The sequence below is a fragment of the Pseudomonas fluorescens genome, from assembly GCF_018614775.1.
Taxonomy (GTDB): domain Bacteria; phylum Pseudomonadota; class Gammaproteobacteria; order Pseudomonadales; family Pseudomonadaceae; genus Aquipseudomonas; species Aquipseudomonas fluorescens_BY.
Genome location: NZ_JAGGOF010000009.1, coordinates 29,129 through 46,716 on the forward strand (window position 1 = coordinate 29,129; position 17,588 = coordinate 46,716).

A 17,588-nucleotide genomic window follows, 5' to 3' on the forward strand; every position below is an offset into this window, starting at 1 on the left:
GACACTGCGCTTTCGCGAGCAAGCCCGCTCCCACAGAGGTACAGCAGTCAGATCAGAGACCGTAGCTCATCAACCGCTCGTAGCGGCGGGTCAGCAGCGCGTCGTTGTCGAACTTCTTCAGCATCGACAGTTGCGAACTCAGCTCGGCACGGATCAGCGCAGCAGCCGCAGCCGGGTCGCGATGGGCACCGCCCACGGGCTCGTTGATCACTTTATCGACGATGCCCAGGCCTTTGAGACGCTCGGCGGTGATGCCCATGGCTTCAGCGGCGTCCGGGGCCTTCTCGGCGGTTTTCCACAGGATCGAAGCGCAGCCTTCCGGCGAGATCACCGCGTAGGTGGAGTATTGCAGCATGTTCAACTGGTCGCAGACACCAATGGCCAATGCGCCGCCGGAACCACCCTCGCCAATCACGGTGGCAATGATCGGGGTTTTCAGGCGGGCCATGACGCGCAGGTTCCAGGCAATCGCTTCGCTCTGGTTGCGCTCTTCGGCGTCGATCCCCGGGTAGGCGCCCGGCGTGTCGATGAAGGTCAGGATCGGCATCTTGAAGCGCTCGGCCATTTCCATCAGGCGGCAAGCCTTGCGGTAGCCTTCGGGACGCGGCATGCCGAAGTTGCGACGGACCTTCTCGCGCACTTCGCGGCCTTTCTGATGGCCGATGACCATGACCGGCTGGTCGTCGAGACGGGCGACACCGCCAACGATCGCGGCGTCGTCGGAGAAGTGACGGTCACCGTGCAGTTCGTCGAACTCGGTAAAGATGTGGTCGATGTAGTCCAGGGTGTACGGACGACGCGGATGACGCGCCAGGCGCGCGATCTGCCAGCTGGTCAGCTTGCCGAAGATATCTTCGGTCAGCGTGCGGCTCTTGTCCTGCAGACGAGAGATTTCATCGCCGATATTCAGCGAATTGTCATTACCGACCAAGCGCAACTCTTCGATCTTGGCTTGCAGGTCGGCGATCGGCTGTTCGAAATCTAGAAAATTCGGGTTCATAGGCGTCCGTCTTGGGTCGACGTCCAAGAGAGCTTGGGCCGGCCGGTTGTCTATTCGCGCCTACCTTAAGGGAGAGGCGCGTTCAGGTCGAGATTAAAAATTCGGGTCGAGATCAGGGGCGTTCCAGTTTCAGGAGTGGCCCCTGGCCGTCAACGGTATTGGAGGAAGACGTTGTCTTTGCCGAACTGGTCACGCAAGGCTTGAATCAACGCATCCGCCGGATCGATCCGCCAGCCTTCGCCAAACTGCAACACGGCCTTGGCGTCGGGGCGCACGTACTCCATGGTGATCGGGCAGGCACCGCGATGGCGCTTGAACAACTCGCCCAACCAGCGGAGCTGATCGCCCTTGAGGTCCTGGGTCTGCAGCTTGAGGCGCAGGCTCTCGGCCAGGTTGGTCCTGGCATCTTCCATGCTCATCACCCGCTTGACCCGCAGCCGCAGGCCACCGGAAAAGTCATCGTTGCTGACCTCGCCTTCCACCACCACCATCGCGTCGGTCTGCAACAGCGATTGCGCCGAGTGGAACGCATCGGCAAACAACGACGCCTCGATGCGCCCGGAGCGGTCATCGAGGGTGATGAAGCCCATCTTGTCGCCCTTTTTGTTCTTCATCACCCGCAGGGCGATGATCATGCCGGCGACGGTTTGCGTGTCGCGCGCCGGCTTCAGGTCAATGATGCGCTGACGGGCGAAGCGGCGGATCTCGCCTTCGTATTCGTCGATCGGGTGCCCGGTGAGGTACAGGCCCAAGGTGTCTTTCTCACCCTTGAGGCGTTCCTTGAGGGTCAGCTCCTTGGCCTTGCGGTGGTTGCCGTAGACGTCGGCATCTTCCTCGACGAACAGCCCGCCAAACAGGTCGGCGTGACCGCTGTCGTGGGTGCGGGCGGTCTGCTCGGCCGCCTTGATCGCTTCTTCCATGGCCGCCAGCAACACCGCACGGTTGCGGTCGATGTTGGCCTGGTAGGCCTTGGACTCGTCGTGGAAGTACGGACCGAGCCGGTCCAGCGCGCCACTGCGGATCAAGCCGTCGAGGGTGCGCTTGTTGATGCGTTTGAGGTCAACCCGGGCGCAGAAGTCGAAGAGGTCCTTGAACGGACCGTCCTGGCGCGCTTCGGTGATGGCTTCCACCGGCCCTTCGCCGACGCCCTTGATCGCGCCGAGGCCATAGATGATGCGGCCCTCGTCGTTCACGGTGAACTTGAACTCCGAGGCGTTCACGTCCGGCGCGTCGAGACGCAGCTTCATGGTCCGCACTTCTTCGATCAAGGTCACGACCTTGTCGGTGTTGTGCATGTCCGCCGACAGTACCGCGGCCATGAACGGCGCTGGGTAATGGGCTTTCAGCCAGGCGGTCTGGTACGACACCAGACCATAAGCGGCAGAGTGGGATTTGTTGAAGCCGTAGCCGGCGAATTTTTCCACCAGATCGAAGATGTTGCCCGCCAGGTCCCCGTCGATGCCGTTGTTCGCACAGCCTTCGATAAAGCCGCCGCGCTGCTTGGCCATCTCCTCGGGCTTTTTCTTACCCATCGCCCGGCGCAGCATGTCTGCACCGCCGAGGGTGTAGCCGGCCATGACCTGGGCAATCTGCATCACCTGTTCCTGGTACAGGATGATGCCGTAGGTCGGCGCCAGTACCGGCTTGAGGCCGTCGTACTGGTAGTCCGGGTGCGGATACGCCAGCTCGGCGCGGCCGTGCTTACGGTTGATGAAGTCGTCGACCATGCCCGATTGCAGCGGGCCCGGACGGAACAGGGCCACCAGTGCGATCAGGTCTTCCAGGCAGTCGGGCTTGAGCTTCTTGATCAGCTCCTTCATGCCCCGGGATTCCAGCTGGAACACTGCCGTGGTTTCGGCTTTCTGCAACAGGCTGTAGGTCGGCTTGTCGTCCAGCGGGATGAAGGCGATGTCCAGCGGCGCTTCGCCAACCTTGGCCCGGTCACGGTTGATGGTCTTCAGCGCCCAGTCGATGATGGTCAGGGTCCGCAGGCCGAGGAAGTCGAACTTCACCAGCCCTGCCGCCTCGACGTCATCCTTGTCGAACTGGGTGACCAGGCCGTCGCCCTCTTCATCGCAATAGATCGGCGAGAAGTCGGTCAGCTTGGTCGGCGCGATTACCACGCCACCGGCGTGCTTGCCGACGTTACGCACCACGCCTTCAAGCTTGCGGGCCATCTCCCAGATTTCCGCAGCTTCTTCGTCGACCTTGATGAAATCGCGCAGGATTTCTTCCTGCTCGTAGGCCTTTTCCAGGGTCATGCCGACTTCGAACGGGATCATCTTCGACAGACGATCCGCCAGGCCGTAGGACTTGCCCTGCACCCGCGCCACGTCACGCACCACTGCCTTGGCGGCCATGGAACCGAAGGTAATGATCTGGCTCACCGCGTTGCGGCCGTACTTCTCGGCCACGTAATCGATCACCCGGTCGCGACCGTCCATGCAGAAGTCGACGTCGAAGTCGGGCATGGAGACCCGTTCCGGGTTGAGGAAACGTTCGAACAGCAGGTCATATTCCAGCGGGTCGAGGTCGGTGATCTTCTGCACATAGGCCACCAGCGACCCGGCGCCCGAGCCCCGGCCCGGCCCCACCGGCACGCCATTGCTCTTGGCCCACTGGATAAAGTCCATCACGATCAGGAAGTAACCGGGGAACCCCATCTGGATGATGATATCCAGTTCGAAATTCAGCCGGTCGACATAGACCTGGCGCCTGGCTTCGTAATCTTCGGTGGTCTCCTTGGGCAACAGGACGCTGAGGCGCTCTTCCAGGCCGTCGAAGGACACTTTGCGAAAGTACTCGTCGATGGTCATGCCATCGGGGATCGGGAAGTTGGGCAGGAAGTGCTTGCCCAGCTTTACTTCGATGTTGCAGCGCTTGGCGATCTCGACGGTGTTCTCCAGCGCCTCGGGCAGGTCGCTGAACAACTCGGCCATTTCCTCGGCGTTCTTGAGGTATTGCTGGTCGCTGTAATTCTTCGAACGACGCGGGTCGTCGAGGGCGCGGCCTTCACCGATGCAGACACGGGTTTCGTGGGCCTCGAAGTCTTCCTGCTTGATAAAGCGCACGTCGTTGGTGGCCACCAGCGGCGCCCCGAGCTTGTCGGCCAGGGCCACGGCGGCGTGCAGGTGCTCTTCGTCGTTTGGACGGTGGGTGCGCTGCACCTCGATATAGAAGCGGTCGGGAAACACCGCCATCCAGTCACGGGCCAGTGCTTCGGCTTCTTCGGGGTTGCCACTGAGCAGGGCCTGACCGACTTCACCTTCCTTGGCGGCCGACAACATGATCAGGCCTTCGCTGGCCTCGGCCACCCACTGGCGCTCGATGATGATCGAGCCATTGCGCTGACCATCGATAAAGCCACGGGAGATCAGCTCGGTGAGGTTGCGGTAACCGACGGCATTCATGACCAGCAGGCTGATTCGGCTCAGCGGCGCGTCCGGGTCCTTGTTCGCCAGCCACAGGTCGGCGCCACAGATCGGCTTGATCCCGGCACCCATGGCAGTCTTGTAGAACTTGACCAGCGAGCACATGTTGTTCTGGTCGGTGACCGCCACGGCAGGCATGTTCATGCCCACCAGGGTCTTGACCAGTGGCTTGATCCGCACCAGACCGTCGACCAGGGAGTATTCAGTGTGCAGGCGTAGATGGACGAATGAAGCCGGCATAGTGATCCTGCGTTAAGTCATGAAAACAACAAGGCCCGGATTGTACCGGGCCTTGGGTATGAGTGGCGAATGCCCGTCAGTCGGAATACCGACCTTGTGGGAGCGAGCCTGCTCGCGATAGCGCTGGTTCAATCGACAAATGATGTGAGTGATCGATTGCTATCGCGAGCAGGCTCGCTCCCACAGGGGGCAGCACTTGGCTGGATCGGGCCGATGGTTACCAGGCCCTCGCGCGCTTCATAAGCCAGCCGCACCGGCGCAAACGAACGCCGGTGGATCGGCGTGGGTCCGAGGCGAGCCAAGGCTTCCAGATGAACGGGGGTCGGGTAGCCCTTGTGGCCGCCGATGCCGTAGCCCGGGTAGATCAGCTCGAAAGCGCTCATTTCCCGGTCGCGGCTGACCTTCGCCAGGATCGAGGCCGCAGCGATGGCTGGCACCTTGCTATCGCCCTGGATGACCGCTTCGGCGCGCATCGACAGTTTCGGGCAGCGATTGCCATCGATCATCGCCAGCTTCGGCGTGATGTGCAGGCCCTCCACGGCACGTTGCATGGCGAGCATGGTGGCGTGGAGGATGTTCAGCTCGTCGATCTCTTCGACCTCGGCCCGGGCAATGCACCAGCTCAGAGCTTTCTCGCAGATTTCGTCGTAGAGCTTCTCGCGACGGGCCTCGGTGAGCTTCTTGGAGTCATTGAGACCGAGTATCGGCCGGTTCGGGTCGAGAATCACCGCCGCCGTCACCACCGCGCCGCACAAGGGCCCGCGGCCCACTTCATCGACACCGGCCACCAGCGCTTCCGCTTCGGCGACCAGGTTGAAGTCCAGGCCCAACTGCAGCTTCGATTGGCTCATGGTTTTGCGCCAATCAGGGTCAGCACCGCGTCAGCCGCCTGGTTGGAGGCGTCGCGGCGCAAGGTCCGGTGGATTTCATCAAAGCCGCGAGTCTGCTCCTGCCCGCCGTCGATCAGCGGCGCCAGAGTGTCGGCCAGGGCGTCAGCCGTTGCAGCGTCCTGCAACAACTCCGGCACCAGCAGGCGCTGGGCCAGCAGGTTCGGCAAGGAAACGTAAGGGCTCTTGACCATGCGCTTGAGTATCCAGAATGTCAGCGGCGCCAGGCGATAGGCGACCACCATCGGGCGTTTGTACAGCAACGCCTCAAGGGTAGCAGTGCCCGAGGCAATCAACACGGCATCACACGCTGCCAGCGCGTCATGGGAGCGGCCGTCGAGCAGCGTGACCGGCAGATCACGCCCCGCCAGCAGCGTTTCAAGCTGCTCACGACGTTGCGGGCTCGCGCAGGGCAGGACAAACCGCACGTCGGGACGCATCGCCCGCAGGCGTTCGGCGGCGTCGAAAAACAAACCGCCCAGGCGACTGACTTCGCCGCCCCGGCTGCCGGGCATCAACGCCACCAGCGGCCCGCCGACCAGACCCAACGCCTGGCGAGCGGCGTCACGGTCGGCTTCCAGGGGAATGGTGTCGGCCAGGGTATGTCCGACAAACCGCACCGGCACACCCTTTTCCTCGTAGAACCGGGCTTCGAACGGCAGCAGCGTCAGCATCAGGTCGCAGCCTTCGCGGATCTTCAGCACCCGCTTCTGGCGCCAGGCCCAGACCGACGGGCTGACATAGTGCACGGTCTTGATCCCGGCCTGACGCAGCTTCAATTCAATGTTGAGGGTGAAATCCGGCGCATCGATGCCGATGAACACATCCGGTTTTTCCTCGATCAGGGTCGCGATCAGCTTCTTGCGCCGGGCCAGTAGCTCGCGCAAACGACCGAGCACTTCCACCAAACCCATTACCGAGAGGCGTTCCATCGGAAAATAGGACGTCAGCCCTTCGGCTTGCATCAACGGACCGCCGACACCTATGAATTCGACGGCAGGATGCTGCGCCTTGAGCGCGCGCATCAGACCGGCGCCCAGAATGTCGCCGGAAGCCTCGCCCGCCACCAGCGCAATACGCAGACTGGCCATGATTAACGGGTGATGCCGCGGGTCGAAGACTGGATGGAATCGCGGAAGGTCGCAACTTCCGGGTACTGCGCCGAAGACTCGGCCAGCTCGGCGAGCGCCTGCTCGACGGTAAGGCCCTGGCGATAAACGACCTTATAGGCGCGACGCAACGCGGTGATCGCCTCTTCGCTGAAGCCGCGACGGCGCATGCCTTCGAAGTTCATGCTGCGGGCTTCGGCGGGGTTGCCGAACACCGTGACGTAAGCCGGAACGTCCTTGCCGATGGCGGTGCCCATGCCGGAAAAGCTGTGGGCGCCGATATGGCAATACTGGTGCACCAGCGTGAAGCCGGACAGGATCGCCCAGTCATCCACGTGCACGTGGCCGGCCAACGCGGTGTTGTTGACCAGGATGCAATGGTTGCCGATCACGCTGTCATGACCGATGTGCGCATACGCCATGATCAGGTTGTGGTCGCCCAAGGTCGTTTCGGCACGATCCTGAACGGTGCCACGGTGAATCGTCACGCCTTCGCGGATCACGTTGTGATCGCCGATGACCAGGCGGGTTTCTTCACCTTTGTACTTGAGATCGGGCGTGTCCTCGCCTACCGAAGAAAACTGGTAGATGCGATTGTGACGGCCGATCCGGGTCGGTCCCTTGAGAACTACGTGGGGACCGATCACCGTACCCTCGCCGATTTCCACACCTGCGCCGACGATCGACCACGGGCCGACCTCGACATCGGCGGCCAGGACGGCCGTCGGATCGATGATTGCGCGAGGGTCAATCAAACTCATAGTTTGCGTTCCGCACAGATGATTTCAGCGGAGCAGACTGGCTTGCCATCGACCGAAGCCTGGCACTCGAACTTCCAGATCTGGCGCTTGCAACTGATGAACTTGGCTTCGAGGATCAACTGATCGCCCGGAGTGACCGGCTGGCGAAAACGCAGCTTGTCGGAGCCGACGAAGTAATACAGCGTGCCGTCGGCAGGCTTGACGTCGAGCATTTTGAAACCAAGGATCCCGGCAGCCTGGGCCATCGCTTCGATGATCAGCACACCCGGCATGATTGGATGCGCGGGGAAGTGACCATTGAAGAACGGCTCGTTGATGCTGACATTCTTGTAGGCGCGAATGCGCTTGCCTTCAACATCCAGATCCACCACCCGGTCCACCAGCAGGAACGGGTAACGGTGAGGCAGGTATTCGCGAATCTCGTTGATGTCCATCATTTCGGGGGGAAGCCTATGTAAAGATTGGGAGCGCACGAGTGACGCGCACTCCGCTAGCAAATCAAGGAGCCCTAACGGCTGTGCACACTTGATATGGAAATGGTATCAGCCATCTGATGAAGCATTACCGCCAGGGGTCACGTCCCCTACACGCTTTTCCACCTGTCGCAGACGTCGCGCGATGTCGTCGAGCTGACGGATACGGGCCGCGCTCTTGCGCCATTCGGCCGCCGGCTGCATCGCCGTACCGGAAGAATAGGCTCCCGGCTCGGTAATCGAGTGGGTCACCATGGTCATCCCGGTCAGGAACACGTTGTCACAGATATCGATATGCCCCACCAGTCCCACGCCACCGGCGAGCATGCAATGCTTGCCGATTTTGGTGCTGCCGGAGATGCCCACGCAGGCTGCCATGGCGGTATGGTCACCGACCTGGACGTTGTGGGCGATCTGGATCTGGTTGTCGAGCTTGACGCCGTTGCCGATGACGGTGTCAGCCAAGGCGCCACGGTCAATCGCGGTGTTGACGCCGATCTCGACGTCGTCGCCAATGGTGACGCCACCGATCTGGGCAATCTTTTGCCAGACACCCTTTTCGTTGGCAAAGCCGAACCCTTCACCGCCCAGCACTGCGCCGGACTGAATCACCACGCGCTTGCCGATGCGCACGTCGTGGTACAGGGTGACGCGCGGAGCCAGCCAGCCGCCTTCGCCAACTTCGCTGCGCGCACCAATGAAGCAATGGGCGCCCAGGGTGACACCGGCACCGATTCGCGCGGCGCTTTCGACCACCACGAAAGGACCGATGCAGGCCGTGGGGTCAACCACCGCATCCGCGGCGATCACCGCGCTGGGATGAACACCTGCGGTCGCTTTGGGCTTGGGATCGAACAGGTGGGAAATGCGCGCATACGCCAGGTACGGATCGGGCACGATCAGGGCGGCGCCGGCAAACCCTTCGGCGTCAGCCGCCTTGAGCAACAGCGCGGCGGCCCGGCTGTCGGCCAGGTACTTGCGGTACTGGGGATTTGCCAGGAAGCTCAACTGAGCTGGGCCAGCCTCTTGCAAAGTGGCTAGCCCAGTGATTGCCTTCTCCGGGTCGCCACGCAGGGTGGCGCCGAGGAACTCGGCCAGCTGGCCGAGCTTGATAGTCGCTGTCATGGATTACTTCAGCTGATTCATGCGCTCGATCACCTGGCGCGTGATGTCGTACTGTGGCTTGACATCGATCACTGCACCACGCTCGAACACCAGGTCAAAACCACCTTTCTTGATGACTTCTTCCACGGCACTGTCGAGTTTCGGCTTGAGCTGCTTGAGCATTTCACGGTCGGCCACGGCCTTGGCTTCGTTCAGTTCCTTGGACTGGAACTGGAAGTCACGGGCTTTTTGCTTGAATTCAAGCTCCAGGCGCTCGCGCTCACCCTGGGCCATCTTGTCACCACCGGCAACCAGACGGTCCTGAATACCCTTGGCGCTGCTTTCCAGGCCTTTGAGCTTGGTCAGTTGCGGGCCGAATTTTTTCTCGGCATCCACGGCGTATTTCTTCGCCGCGTCGGACTCCAGCAAAGCCATCTGATAGTTCAGCACGGCAATCTTCATGTCGGCGAACGCCGGGCCTGCAACCAGTACGGTCGCCAGGAGAACCAATTGAGTCAACTTACGCACGATGTACTCCTACAAAATCCATTGTCGTTGTCTTGGGTCAGACGCTTAGAACGTCTGGCCGAGGGAGAATTGGAACACTTGGGTTTCAGCGTCATCCGGTTTCTTGATCGGCATTGCCAACGCGAAGCTCAAAGGACCCAGCGCAGTGACCCAGGTCACGCCCACGCCGACGGAACTGGCCATGTTGCTCAGGCTGATGTCGTTGCACTGGGTATTGGACTTGGTACCATTCGCGTTGGTGGTGTCACTGCACTTGGAGTCGAATACGTTACCCACGTCCCAGAATACCGAAGTACGCAGGGAACGTTGATCCTTCACGAATGGCATCGGGAACAGGACCTCGACGCCGCCTTGAATCAATACGTTGCCACCGAACGGCAGTGGGTCTTGGTCCGGGTCCTCAACCGTACCCGGATTGGTACCCTTGCTCGGCGTACTGCGCGGGCCAAGGGTACTGTCCTTGAAGCCACGCACCGAGTTGAAACCACCTGCATAGTAGTTCTCATAGAACGGCAGGCCGTCGGTCGAACCGTAGCCATCACCATAGCCGAGCTCGGTGTGCAGGCGCATCGTGTAGTTATCGGTCAACGGCTGGAACAGCTGGCCGCGGTAGTCGAGCTTGAAGAACGACAGGTCGCTGCCAGGCGTAGTGGTTTCCAGCACCAGGCTCTGGGAATGACCACGGGTCGCCAGGACGCCCTTGTTCAGGGTCGATTCGGACCAACCGGCAGACGCCTTGAAGTTCAGGTAGCTGTCGCCTTCTTTTTTGACGAAGTCGAAGATCTCGTCAACGGTGTACTTGCCAGTGTTGATCTTGTCCTGCTGGGCAGTAAGTCCGAAGGTCAGGCGCGAGGTCTCGCTGATCGGGTAGCCGATGTTGGCGCCCACACCGTAGCTGTCCACGGCATAACTGGAGATGTCAGCATCGAGCTCTTTGTAGTCGGTGGTGCGGTAGAAGGCGTTGTAGCCCAGGCTCACGCCATCAGCGGTCCAGTAGGGGTCTACGTAACCGAAGTTGTAGCGGGTCTGGTACTCACTGCGGGTCAGGCCGATGCTGACCTTGTTACCGGTACCCAGGAAGTTGTTCTGGGTGATCGAACCGCCGAGGATCAGGCCGGCGCTCTGGGCGAAGCCGACGCTGGCGGTGATCGAGCCGGAAGCCTGCTCTTCGACGCTGTAGTTCACATCGACCTGGTCATCGACGCCCGGCACGGCCGGTGTCTCGACGTTGACCTCCTTGAAGAAGCCCAGGCGCTCCAGGCGGGTCTTGGACTGGTCGATCAGGTAGGTCGAGGCCCAGCCACCTTCCATCTGGCGCATTTCACGGCGCAGCACTTCGTCCTCGGACTTGGTGTTGCCACGGAAGTTGATGCGGTTGACGTAGGCACGCTTGCCCGGGTCCACGGCGAAGGTGATGTCGACGGTGTGGTCTTCGTCATGCGGTTGCGGCACGCCGTTGACGTTGGCGAAGGTGTAGCCCTCGTTACCCAGGCGACGGGTGATCAGCTCGGACGTGGTGGTCATCAGCTTGCGCGAGAACACCTGGCCCTTCTGCACCAGCAACAACGACTTGACCTGGTCTTCAGGTACCTTCAGGTCACCGCTGAGCTTGACGTCACGAACGGTGTATTTCTCGCCTTCGTTGACGTTGACGGTGATGTAGACGTGCTTCTTGTCCGGGGTGATGGACACCTGGGTCGAAGCGATGTCCATGTTGATGTAGCCGCGGTCCAGGTAATAGGAACGTAGGCGCTCCAGGTCACCGGAGAGTTTTTCACGGGCGTACTTGTCGTCGTTCTTGAAGAACGACAGCCAGTTGGTGGTCTTGAGCTCGAACAGGTCGATCAGGTCTTCATCCGGGAAAACCGTGTTGCCCACCACGTTGATGTGCTGGATGGCCGCCACGGTGCCTTCGTTAATGTTGACCTTCAGGCCGACGCGGTTGCGCGGCTGCGGCACCACTTCGGTGTCGACGGTGGCCGAGTAGCGGCCCTGGGCAACGTACTGGCGTTGCAGTTCGTTACGCACACCTTCGAGGGTGGCACGCTGGAAGATCTCGCCTTCGGCCAGGCCGGATTGCTTGAGCCCCTTCATCAGGTCTTCAGTGGAGATCGCCTTGTTGCCTTCGATCTCGATGCTGGCGACCGACGGGCGCTCAACGACCGTGATGACCAGGACGTTGCCGTCACGGCCCAGTTGGATATCCTGAAAGAAGCCGGTCTTGAACAGCGCACGCGTGGATTCCACCAGGCGCCGATCATCCGCCTGCTCGCCGACGTTCAACGGCAAGGCACCAAAGACGCTACCCGCGGAGACCCGCTGGAGGCCGTTGACGCGAATATCAGAGATAGTGAAGGACTCGGCGTGAACTTCGGCGATCATCAGTACGGTGAGAACCGCAGTTAGCAGCAGACGTTTCATGAAGTCCTTTCTTATTCCAACTGGCAATAAACAAACTGCCGCAAAATGCGGCAGATTCGCAATTCGGCGAAGCGTTACAAACGACCCAGATCGTTGACGAGGGCAAGCAGCATGACCCCGACCACCAAACTGATACCGATCTGTATCCCCCAACCTTGCACCCGATCCGACAAGGGACGACCACGCGCCCACTCGATCAGATAAAACAGCAGATGCCCCCCATCCAGTACCGGAATGGGCAGCAAATTCAGAACCCCCAGGCTAATGCTCAGATAAGCAAGGAAATTCAGGAAATCAGCAACGCCCGACTGGGCAGAAGCGCCCGCCACTTTAGCAATGGTTATCGGTCCACTCAAGTTTTTTACCGAGAGCTCGCCGAACAACATTTTCTTCAGTGAGTCGAGGGTCAGGACACTCATGGTCCAGGTGCGCCGCGCACCCTCGCCAATCGCCGCCACCGGACCGAAACTGACTTCGCGGATCATTTCCGGCGGCCACTCGACTGCCTTGACGCCAGCCCCCAGGTAGCCGGTCGGCGCCTTGCTCTCGCCACGGGCGGCCAAGGTGACCGGGACGTCGATTGGAGCACCGTCGCGCTCGATGCGCAGCACAATTTTGGTATCGGGACGTACACGAACCGAATCGACCACCTGCTGCCAGTCGCTGACCGGCTGGCCATCGAGTGCCAGCAACCGGTCGCCGGTCTTCAGGCCGGCGGCCTGGGCCGGGCCTTTCGGATCAAGCTCGGCGAGTACCGGTGGCAACGCAGGGCGCCATGGGCGGATACCCAGCGAGCGAATCGGATCCGGCTCGTCGGCGCCCTTGAGCCAGTTATCCAGCAGCAGTTCCCGGGGCGAGTCCACCGTGGAGCCCTGCTCGCGTACCTGCACTTGCAACGAACCGCTCTCGCCCAGGCGCCGCACCAGTTGCAGGTTGACCGCGGCCCAGCCCGACGTCGGCTCACCGTCGATCGCAACGATTTCCTGCCCGGCGCTCAAACCGGCCCGAGCGGCCACACTGCCGGCTTCCACGGCCCCGATGACGGGGCGCACCTGCTCGCTGCCGAGCATGGCCAGGACCCAGAAAAAAACCATCGCCAGCAGAAAGTTGGCGATCGGCCCCGCCGCTACGATGGCGATGCGCTGACGGACGGTCTTGCGGTTGAAGGATTGATCGAGCTGATCGGCGGGAACTTCGCCTTCGCGCTCATCGAGCATTTTCACGTAGCCGCCCAACGGGATGGCTGCTACCACGAACTCGGTGCCCCGCTTGTCGTGCCAGCGCAGCAAGGGCATGCCAAAGCCCACGGAAAAACGCAGGACCTTGACGCCACAGCGACGCGCGACCCAGAAATGACCGAATTCGTGAAAGGTGACCAACACCCCTAGCGCAACCAGGGTGCCGACAATCATATAGAGCGCGCTCATCTGTTTTCTCCGCAATCCTGCCCAGGGCAAGCCTGGTTAACGTAGCGCAGCTTCAACGCCCGTGGCGTCTGAGCCATTGGCCCGCCAAGTCACGGGCCCTGGCATCCGCCGTGAATACTGCGTCGAGATCATCGAGCGAAACCACCGCTTCGAGATTCAAGACTTCTTCGATGATACTCGCGATCTCCAGGTAACGGACACGTCCATCGAGAAACGCCGCAACCGCCACTTCATTGGCCGCGTTCAGCATGGCCGGGGCACTGTCGCCCGCCTCGGCCGCCTGTCGCGCCAGGCGCAGGCAGGGGAAGCGCTGTTCGTCAGGCGCCTGGAAATCCAGGCGGGCGATGGCGAACAGGTCCAGCGGCGCCACGCCCGAATCGATCCGCTCCGGCCAGGCCAGTGCATGGGCGATCGGGGTGCGCATGTCCGGGTTGCCCAACTGGGCCAACACCGAGCCGTCTACATAGTCCACCAGGGAGTGAATCACGCTCTGTGGATGAATGACCACTTCGACCTGGGAAGGTTTGGCGTCGAACAGCCAGCAGGCTTCGATCAGTTCCAGTCCCTTGTTCATCATGCTCGCCGAGTCCACGGAAATCTTGCGCCCCATGGACCAGTTCGGATGAGCGCAGGCCTGCTCAGGTGAAACATGCACCAATTCTTCCAGCGGCGTCTGCCGGAAAGGGCCACCAGAAGCTGTCAGCAGAATCCGCCGAACCCCCACCGCCCCCAGGCCTCGGGAAAAATCCCGCGGCATGCATTGGAAAATCGCATTGTGTTCGCTGTCGATGGGCAGCAGCACCGAGCCGCTTTTGCGCACCGCCTGCATGAACAGCGCGCCAGACATCACCAGCGCTTCTTTATTGGCCAGCAGGATCTTCTTGCCGGCCTCCACCGCTGCCAGCGTCGGCCGCAAGCCCGCCGCGCCGACGATCGCCGCCATCACCGCGTCGACTTCCGGGTCGCAAGCCACCTGGCATAGACCCGCCTCTCCCACCAACACCCGCGTGGACAAGCCGGCCGCCCGCAGGTCATCCTGCAACGCGCGCGCGGCACCCGTCTCGGGCACCACGGCAAACTGCGGCGCGTGGCGAATGCACAGGGCCAACAACTCACTCAGACGGGTAAAGCCGCTGAGGGCAAAGGCCTGGTAGCGCTCCGGGTGTCGACCGATGACATCCAGCGTACTGAGGCCGATCGAACCGGTCGCCCCCAGGACGGTAATCTGCTGGGGACGGCTCACGAAGCGGCCATCCACAGCAGCACGGCGAAGATCGGGATCGCGGCGGTCAGGCTGTCGATGCGGTCCAACACGCCGCCGTGACCGGGTAGCAGGTTGCTGCTGTCCTTGATCCCGGATTGACGCTTGAACATGCTTTCAGTCAGGTCGCCGACCACCGACACAAAGACAATGAGGGAGGCGCCAAATAGTCCCATCAGCAGTTGCGCGACGGTCCAGTCGCGAACGAAGCCGACCACGGTCGTGATCACCAGGCTCAAGGCCAGGCCGCCATAGACGCCCTCCCAGCTCTTGCCTGGGCTGACTTTCGGCGCCAGCTTGCGCTTGCCAAAGGCCCGACCGGAGAAATAGGCACCCACGTCGGCGCCCCAGACCAGCACCATCACGGCCATGATCTGCCAGTTGCCCAGCGCACCTTGCTTGATCCAGATCAGCCCTTGCCAGGCCGGCAGGAGGATCAACAGGCCGATCATCAGCTTGGTGGCCGTGTTGGCCCAGTGATGCGAGGTCCGTGGATAGGTCAATACCAGGAACGTTGCCGTCGCCCACCACAGCACCGCCGCACCCAGCACCCACGGCGCAAGGCCAGGCACCACGTACATGATGAACAGCATGACGGCCACGGCCACGGCGTAGGCCACGCGCGCCGACTGCGCAGGGAAACCTGCCAGCCGCGCCCATTCCCAAGCCCCAAGCGTCACGACCAGCCCGATGAACAGGGCAAAATTCGCACCCTCGAGCAGAAAAAACCCACCCAAGGCGATAGGCAACAGGATCAGGGCAGTGATGATTCGTTGTTTAAGCATTAAACCCGGGCTCCAGCTTCGATCTGCTCGCTCGTTTTACCGAAGCGACGCTGACGGGAAGCGAAATCGGCCAGTGCAGTGCGCATGGCTTCGTGTTTGAAGTCCGGCCAGAACAGGTCGGAGAAGTACAACTCGGCATACGCCAACTGCCAGAGCAGAAAGTTGCTGATGCGGTGCTCGCCACCGGTACGGATACACAGGTCCGGCAACGGCAGCTCGCCGGTAGCGAGGCAAGTCTGCAGCAGTTCGGGGGTGATGTCTTCCGGCCGCAAGTGGCCGGCCTGGACTTCCCGCGCCAGCCGCTGGGCAGCCTGGGCGATGTCCCACTGGCCGCCGTAGTTGGCGGCAATCTGCAGGACAAACCGATCAGCACCCGCCGTCGCGGTTTCGGCTTCGCGCATCGCGGCCTGCAACTCCGGATGAAAGCGCGAGCGATCACCGATGATGCGCAGGCTGATCTTGTTCTCGTTGAGGCGCCTGGCCTCGCGGCGCAGGGCCTTGAGGAACAGATCCATCAAGGCACTGACTTCATCGGCCGGGCGCTGCCAGTTCTCGCTGGAGAACGCGAACAGGGTCAACACCTCGACGCCGGCCTCGGCACACACCTCGATGACCGCGCGAACCGCATCGACCCCAGCCTTATGCCCGGCTACGCCAGGCATGAAGCGTTTCTTGGCCCAACGGTTATTGCCGTCCATGATGATCGCCACGTGGCGGGGCACCGCGAACGGCAAGGCCTGCTTGGTCTTTTCCATGAAAACGAGACCCTTATACGGCCATCAGGTCCGCTTCTTTTTGCTTGGTGGCCGCATCGATATCAGCTTCTGCCTTGTCGGTCAGTTTCTGGATATCGGCCGCTGCACGACGCTCTTCGTCTTCGCTGATTTCCTTATCCTTGACCAGCTTCTTCAGCTCGCCCAAGGCATCGCGACGAATGTTGCGCACGGCAACGCGAGCGTCCTCGGCGGCGGCACGCGCCTGCTTGGTGAAGCCCTTGCGGGTTTCTTCGGTCAGGGCAGGCATGGAGATCAGCAGCAACTCGCCCAGGTTGGTCGGGTTGAGGTTCAGGCCGGCGCTCTGGATCGCCTTGTCGACCGCCGCGAGCATGTTGCGCTCAAAGGCCACGACCTGCAGGGTCCGCGAGTCCTTGACGGTGACGTTGGCGACGCTGCTGATGGGCGTGTCGGTACCATAGTAAGGCACCATCACACTGCCCAGGATGCTCGGGTGTGCCTTGCCAGTACGAATCTGGCCAAACGCATGGCTCAGAGACTCCAGGGATTTCTGCATACGCGCTTGGGCGTCTTTCTTGATTTCGTTGATCATTGTTGGCCTTCCTCGATCAGAGTCCCTTCCGCGCCGCCGTGTACGATATTCAGCAGGGCGCCGGGCTTGTTCATGTTAAAGACGCGCAACGGCATCTTGTGGTCGCGGCACAGACAGATGGCCGTCAGATCCATTACACCCAGCTTGCGATCCAGCACTTCATCGTAGGTCAGATGATCGAACTTCTCGGCATGCGGGTCTTTGAACGGGTCGGCGGTGTAGACACCATCGACCTTGGTTGCCTTGAGCACGACATCGGCATCGATTTCGATCGCTCGCAGGCAGGCCGCCGAATCCGTGGTGAAGAACGGATTACCGGTACCAGCGGCAAAAATCACCACTTCCTTGGCATTGAGGTGACGCATGGCTTTGCGGCGGTCGTAATGGTCGGTCACGCCCACCATGGAAATGGCCGACATCACGATGGCCGAGATATTGGCACGCTCCAGGGCGTCGCGCATAGCCAGGGCGTTCATCACAGTAGCCAGCATGCCCATGTGGTCGCCCGTGACCCGGTCCATGCCGGCCGCGCTCAGCGCAGCGCCACGGAACAGGTTGCCACCGCCGATGACCAGGCCGACCTGAACGCCGATGCCGACCAACTGACCGACTTCCAGGGCCATGCGATCCAGCACCTTCGGATCGATCCCGAACTCTTCCGAGCCCATCAGGGCCTCGCCGCTAAGCTTGAGTAGAATGCGTTTATAGCGAGCCTGATAACCACTGCCCTGCTGAGCCATTGCGAATCTCTCCTGCGGCGTATTTACGAAAATTCTCGGCAAACTGTTTGCAGCCTGCACTCACTCTAAGTGACGCTGAGACAGCGCCATCGGAA

General features: G+C 61.4%; 14 protein-coding genes and 1 pseudogene. All 15 read right to left on the minus strand.

Translation table 11 applies throughout. The annotated features are described in order from the left end of the window. Positions 1–52: 52 nt before the first annotated feature. Positions 53–1,000, minus strand: a complete 948-nt coding sequence (locus J7E36_RS02330) for an acetyl-CoA carboxylase carboxyltransferase subunit alpha (protein WP_053182408.1) — start codon at positions 998–1,000, stop codon at positions 53–55. 149 nt (positions 1,001–1,149) lie between these two features. After that, positions 1,150–4,671 (minus strand): DNA polymerase III subunit alpha, encoded by a 3,522-nt coding sequence (gene dnaE / locus J7E36_RS02335; RefSeq protein ID WP_214999496.1) that lies wholly within the window; start codon positions 4,669–4,671, stop codon positions 1,150–1,152. A 248-nt stretch (positions 4,672–4,919) separates the two neighbouring features. Then, a pseudogene (rnhB, locus tag J7E36_RS02340) lies at positions 4,920–5,507 on the minus strand (ribonuclease HII); the annotation flags it as partial. Positions 5,508–5,518: 11 nt separating this feature from the next. Further along, positions 5,519–6,649 carry a lipid-A-disaccharide synthase gene (lpxB, locus tag J7E36_RS02345; protein WP_251030477.1) on the minus strand — a complete coding sequence of 377 codons (1,131 nt, stop codon included), beginning with the start codon at positions 6,647–6,649 and terminating at the stop codon, positions 5,519–5,521. 2 nt (positions 6,650–6,651) lie between these two features. Further along, entirely contained in the window at positions 6,652–7,428 is a 777-nt protein-coding gene (gene lpxA / locus J7E36_RS02350; protein ID WP_214999498.1) for an acyl-ACP--UDP-N-acetylglucosamine O-acyltransferase, read from the minus strand. Then, positions 7,425–7,865: a 3-hydroxyacyl-ACP dehydratase FabZ gene (fabZ, locus tag J7E36_RS02355; protein ID WP_003184897.1), complete on the minus strand. Its 441-nt coding sequence runs from the start codon at positions 7,863–7,865 to the stop codon at positions 7,425–7,427. The genes lpxA and fabZ overlap by 4 nt, the downstream gene beginning before the upstream one ends. 105 nt (positions 7,866–7,970) lie before the next feature. After that, positions 7,971–9,026, minus strand: coding sequence for a UDP-3-O-(3-hydroxymyristoyl)glucosamine N-acyltransferase (gene lpxD / locus J7E36_RS02360; protein ID WP_214999500.1), 1,056 nt, complete (start codon positions 9,024–9,026; stop codon positions 7,971–7,973). Positions 9,027–9,029: 3 nt separating this feature from the next. Continuing rightward, positions 9,030–9,533, minus strand: coding sequence for an OmpH family outer membrane protein (locus J7E36_RS02365; RefSeq protein ID WP_003184901.1), 504 nt, complete (start codon positions 9,531–9,533; stop codon positions 9,030–9,032). Positions 9,534–9,578: 45 nt separating this feature from the next. Next, positions 9,579–11,954, minus strand: coding sequence for an outer membrane protein assembly factor BamA (bamA, locus tag J7E36_RS02370; protein ID WP_214999502.1), 2,376 nt, complete (start codon positions 11,952–11,954; stop codon positions 9,579–9,581). Positions 11,955–12,028: 74 nt separating this feature from the next. Continuing rightward, positions 12,029–13,381, minus strand: a complete 1,353-nt coding sequence (rseP, locus tag J7E36_RS02375) for a sigma E protease regulator RseP (protein WP_214999504.1) — start codon at positions 13,379–13,381, stop codon at positions 12,029–12,031. A 52-nt stretch (positions 13,382–13,433) separates the two neighbouring features. After that, complete coding sequence (ispC, locus tag J7E36_RS02380; RefSeq protein ID WP_214999506.1) at positions 13,434–14,624, minus strand: 1-deoxy-D-xylulose-5-phosphate reductoisomerase; 1,191 nt, start codon at positions 14,622–14,624, stop codon at positions 13,434–13,436. Next, a complete protein-coding gene (locus tag J7E36_RS02385; RefSeq protein ID WP_214999508.1) occupies positions 14,621–15,427 on the minus strand; it encodes a phosphatidate cytidylyltransferase in 807 nt (268 codons plus the stop codon). The genes ispC and J7E36_RS02385 overlap by 4 nt, the downstream gene beginning before the upstream one ends. Beyond that, complete coding sequence (gene uppS, locus J7E36_RS02390) at positions 15,427–16,182, minus strand: polyprenyl diphosphate synthase (protein ID WP_214999510.1); 756 nt, start codon at positions 16,180–16,182, stop codon at positions 15,427–15,429. Before uppS ends, J7E36_RS02385 begins: the two co-directional genes overlap by 1 nt. 13 nt (positions 16,183–16,195) lie before the next feature. Continuing rightward, entirely contained in the window at positions 16,196–16,753 is a 558-nt protein-coding gene (frr, locus tag J7E36_RS02395; protein WP_214999512.1) for a ribosome recycling factor, read from the minus strand. After that, entirely contained in the window at positions 16,750–17,493 is a 744-nt protein-coding gene (gene pyrH / locus J7E36_RS02400; protein WP_003172271.1) for a UMP kinase, read from the minus strand. The genes frr and pyrH overlap by 4 nt, the downstream gene beginning before the upstream one ends. Positions 17,494–17,588: the final 95 nt, after the last annotated feature.

What these genes read in the sequence shown, in the direction of transcription:
- J7E36_RS02330 (WP_053182408.1), bottom strand. Translation starts at nt 1,000, where the DNA reads ATGAACCCGAATTTTCTAGATTTCGAACAGCCGATCGCCGACCTGCAA.
- dnaE (WP_214999496.1), bottom strand. Translation starts at nt 4,671, where the DNA reads ATGCCGGCTTCATTCGTCCATCTACGCCTGCACACTGAATACTCCCTG.
- lpxB (WP_251030477.1), bottom strand. Translation starts at nt 6,649, where the DNA reads ATGGCCAGTCTGCGTATTGCGCTGGTGGCGGGCGAGGCTTCCGGCGAC.
- lpxA (WP_214999498.1), bottom strand. Translation starts at nt 7,428, where the DNA reads ATGAGTTTGATTGACCCTCGCGCAATCATCGATCCGACGGCCGTCCTG.
- fabZ (WP_003184897.1), bottom strand. Translation starts at nt 7,865, where the DNA reads ATGATGGACATCAACGAGATTCGCGAATACCTGCCTCACCGTTACCCG.
- lpxD (WP_214999500.1), bottom strand. Translation starts at nt 9,026, where the DNA reads ATGACAGCGACTATCAAGCTCGGCCAGCTGGCCGAGTTCCTCGGCGCC.
- bamA (WP_214999502.1), bottom strand. Translation starts at nt 11,954, where the DNA reads ATGAAACGTCTGCTGCTAACTGCGGTTCTCACCGTACTGATGATCGCC.
- rseP (WP_214999504.1), bottom strand. Translation starts at nt 13,381, where the DNA reads ATGAGCGCGCTCTATATGATTGTCGGCACCCTGGTTGCGCTAGGGGTG.
- J7E36_RS02385 (WP_214999508.1), bottom strand. Translation starts at nt 15,427, where the DNA reads ATGCTTAAACAACGAATCATCACTGCCCTGATCCTGTTGCCTATCGCC.
- uppS (WP_214999510.1), bottom strand. Translation starts at nt 16,182, where the DNA reads ATGGAAAAGACCAAGCAGGCCTTGCCGTTCGCGGTGCCCCGCCACGTG.
- frr (WP_214999512.1), bottom strand. Translation starts at nt 16,753, where the DNA reads ATGATCAACGAAATCAAGAAAGACGCCCAAGCGCGTATGCAGAAATCC.
- pyrH (WP_003172271.1), bottom strand. Translation starts at nt 17,493, where the DNA reads ATGGCTCAGCAGGGCAGTGGTTATCAGGCTCGCTATAAACGCATTCTA.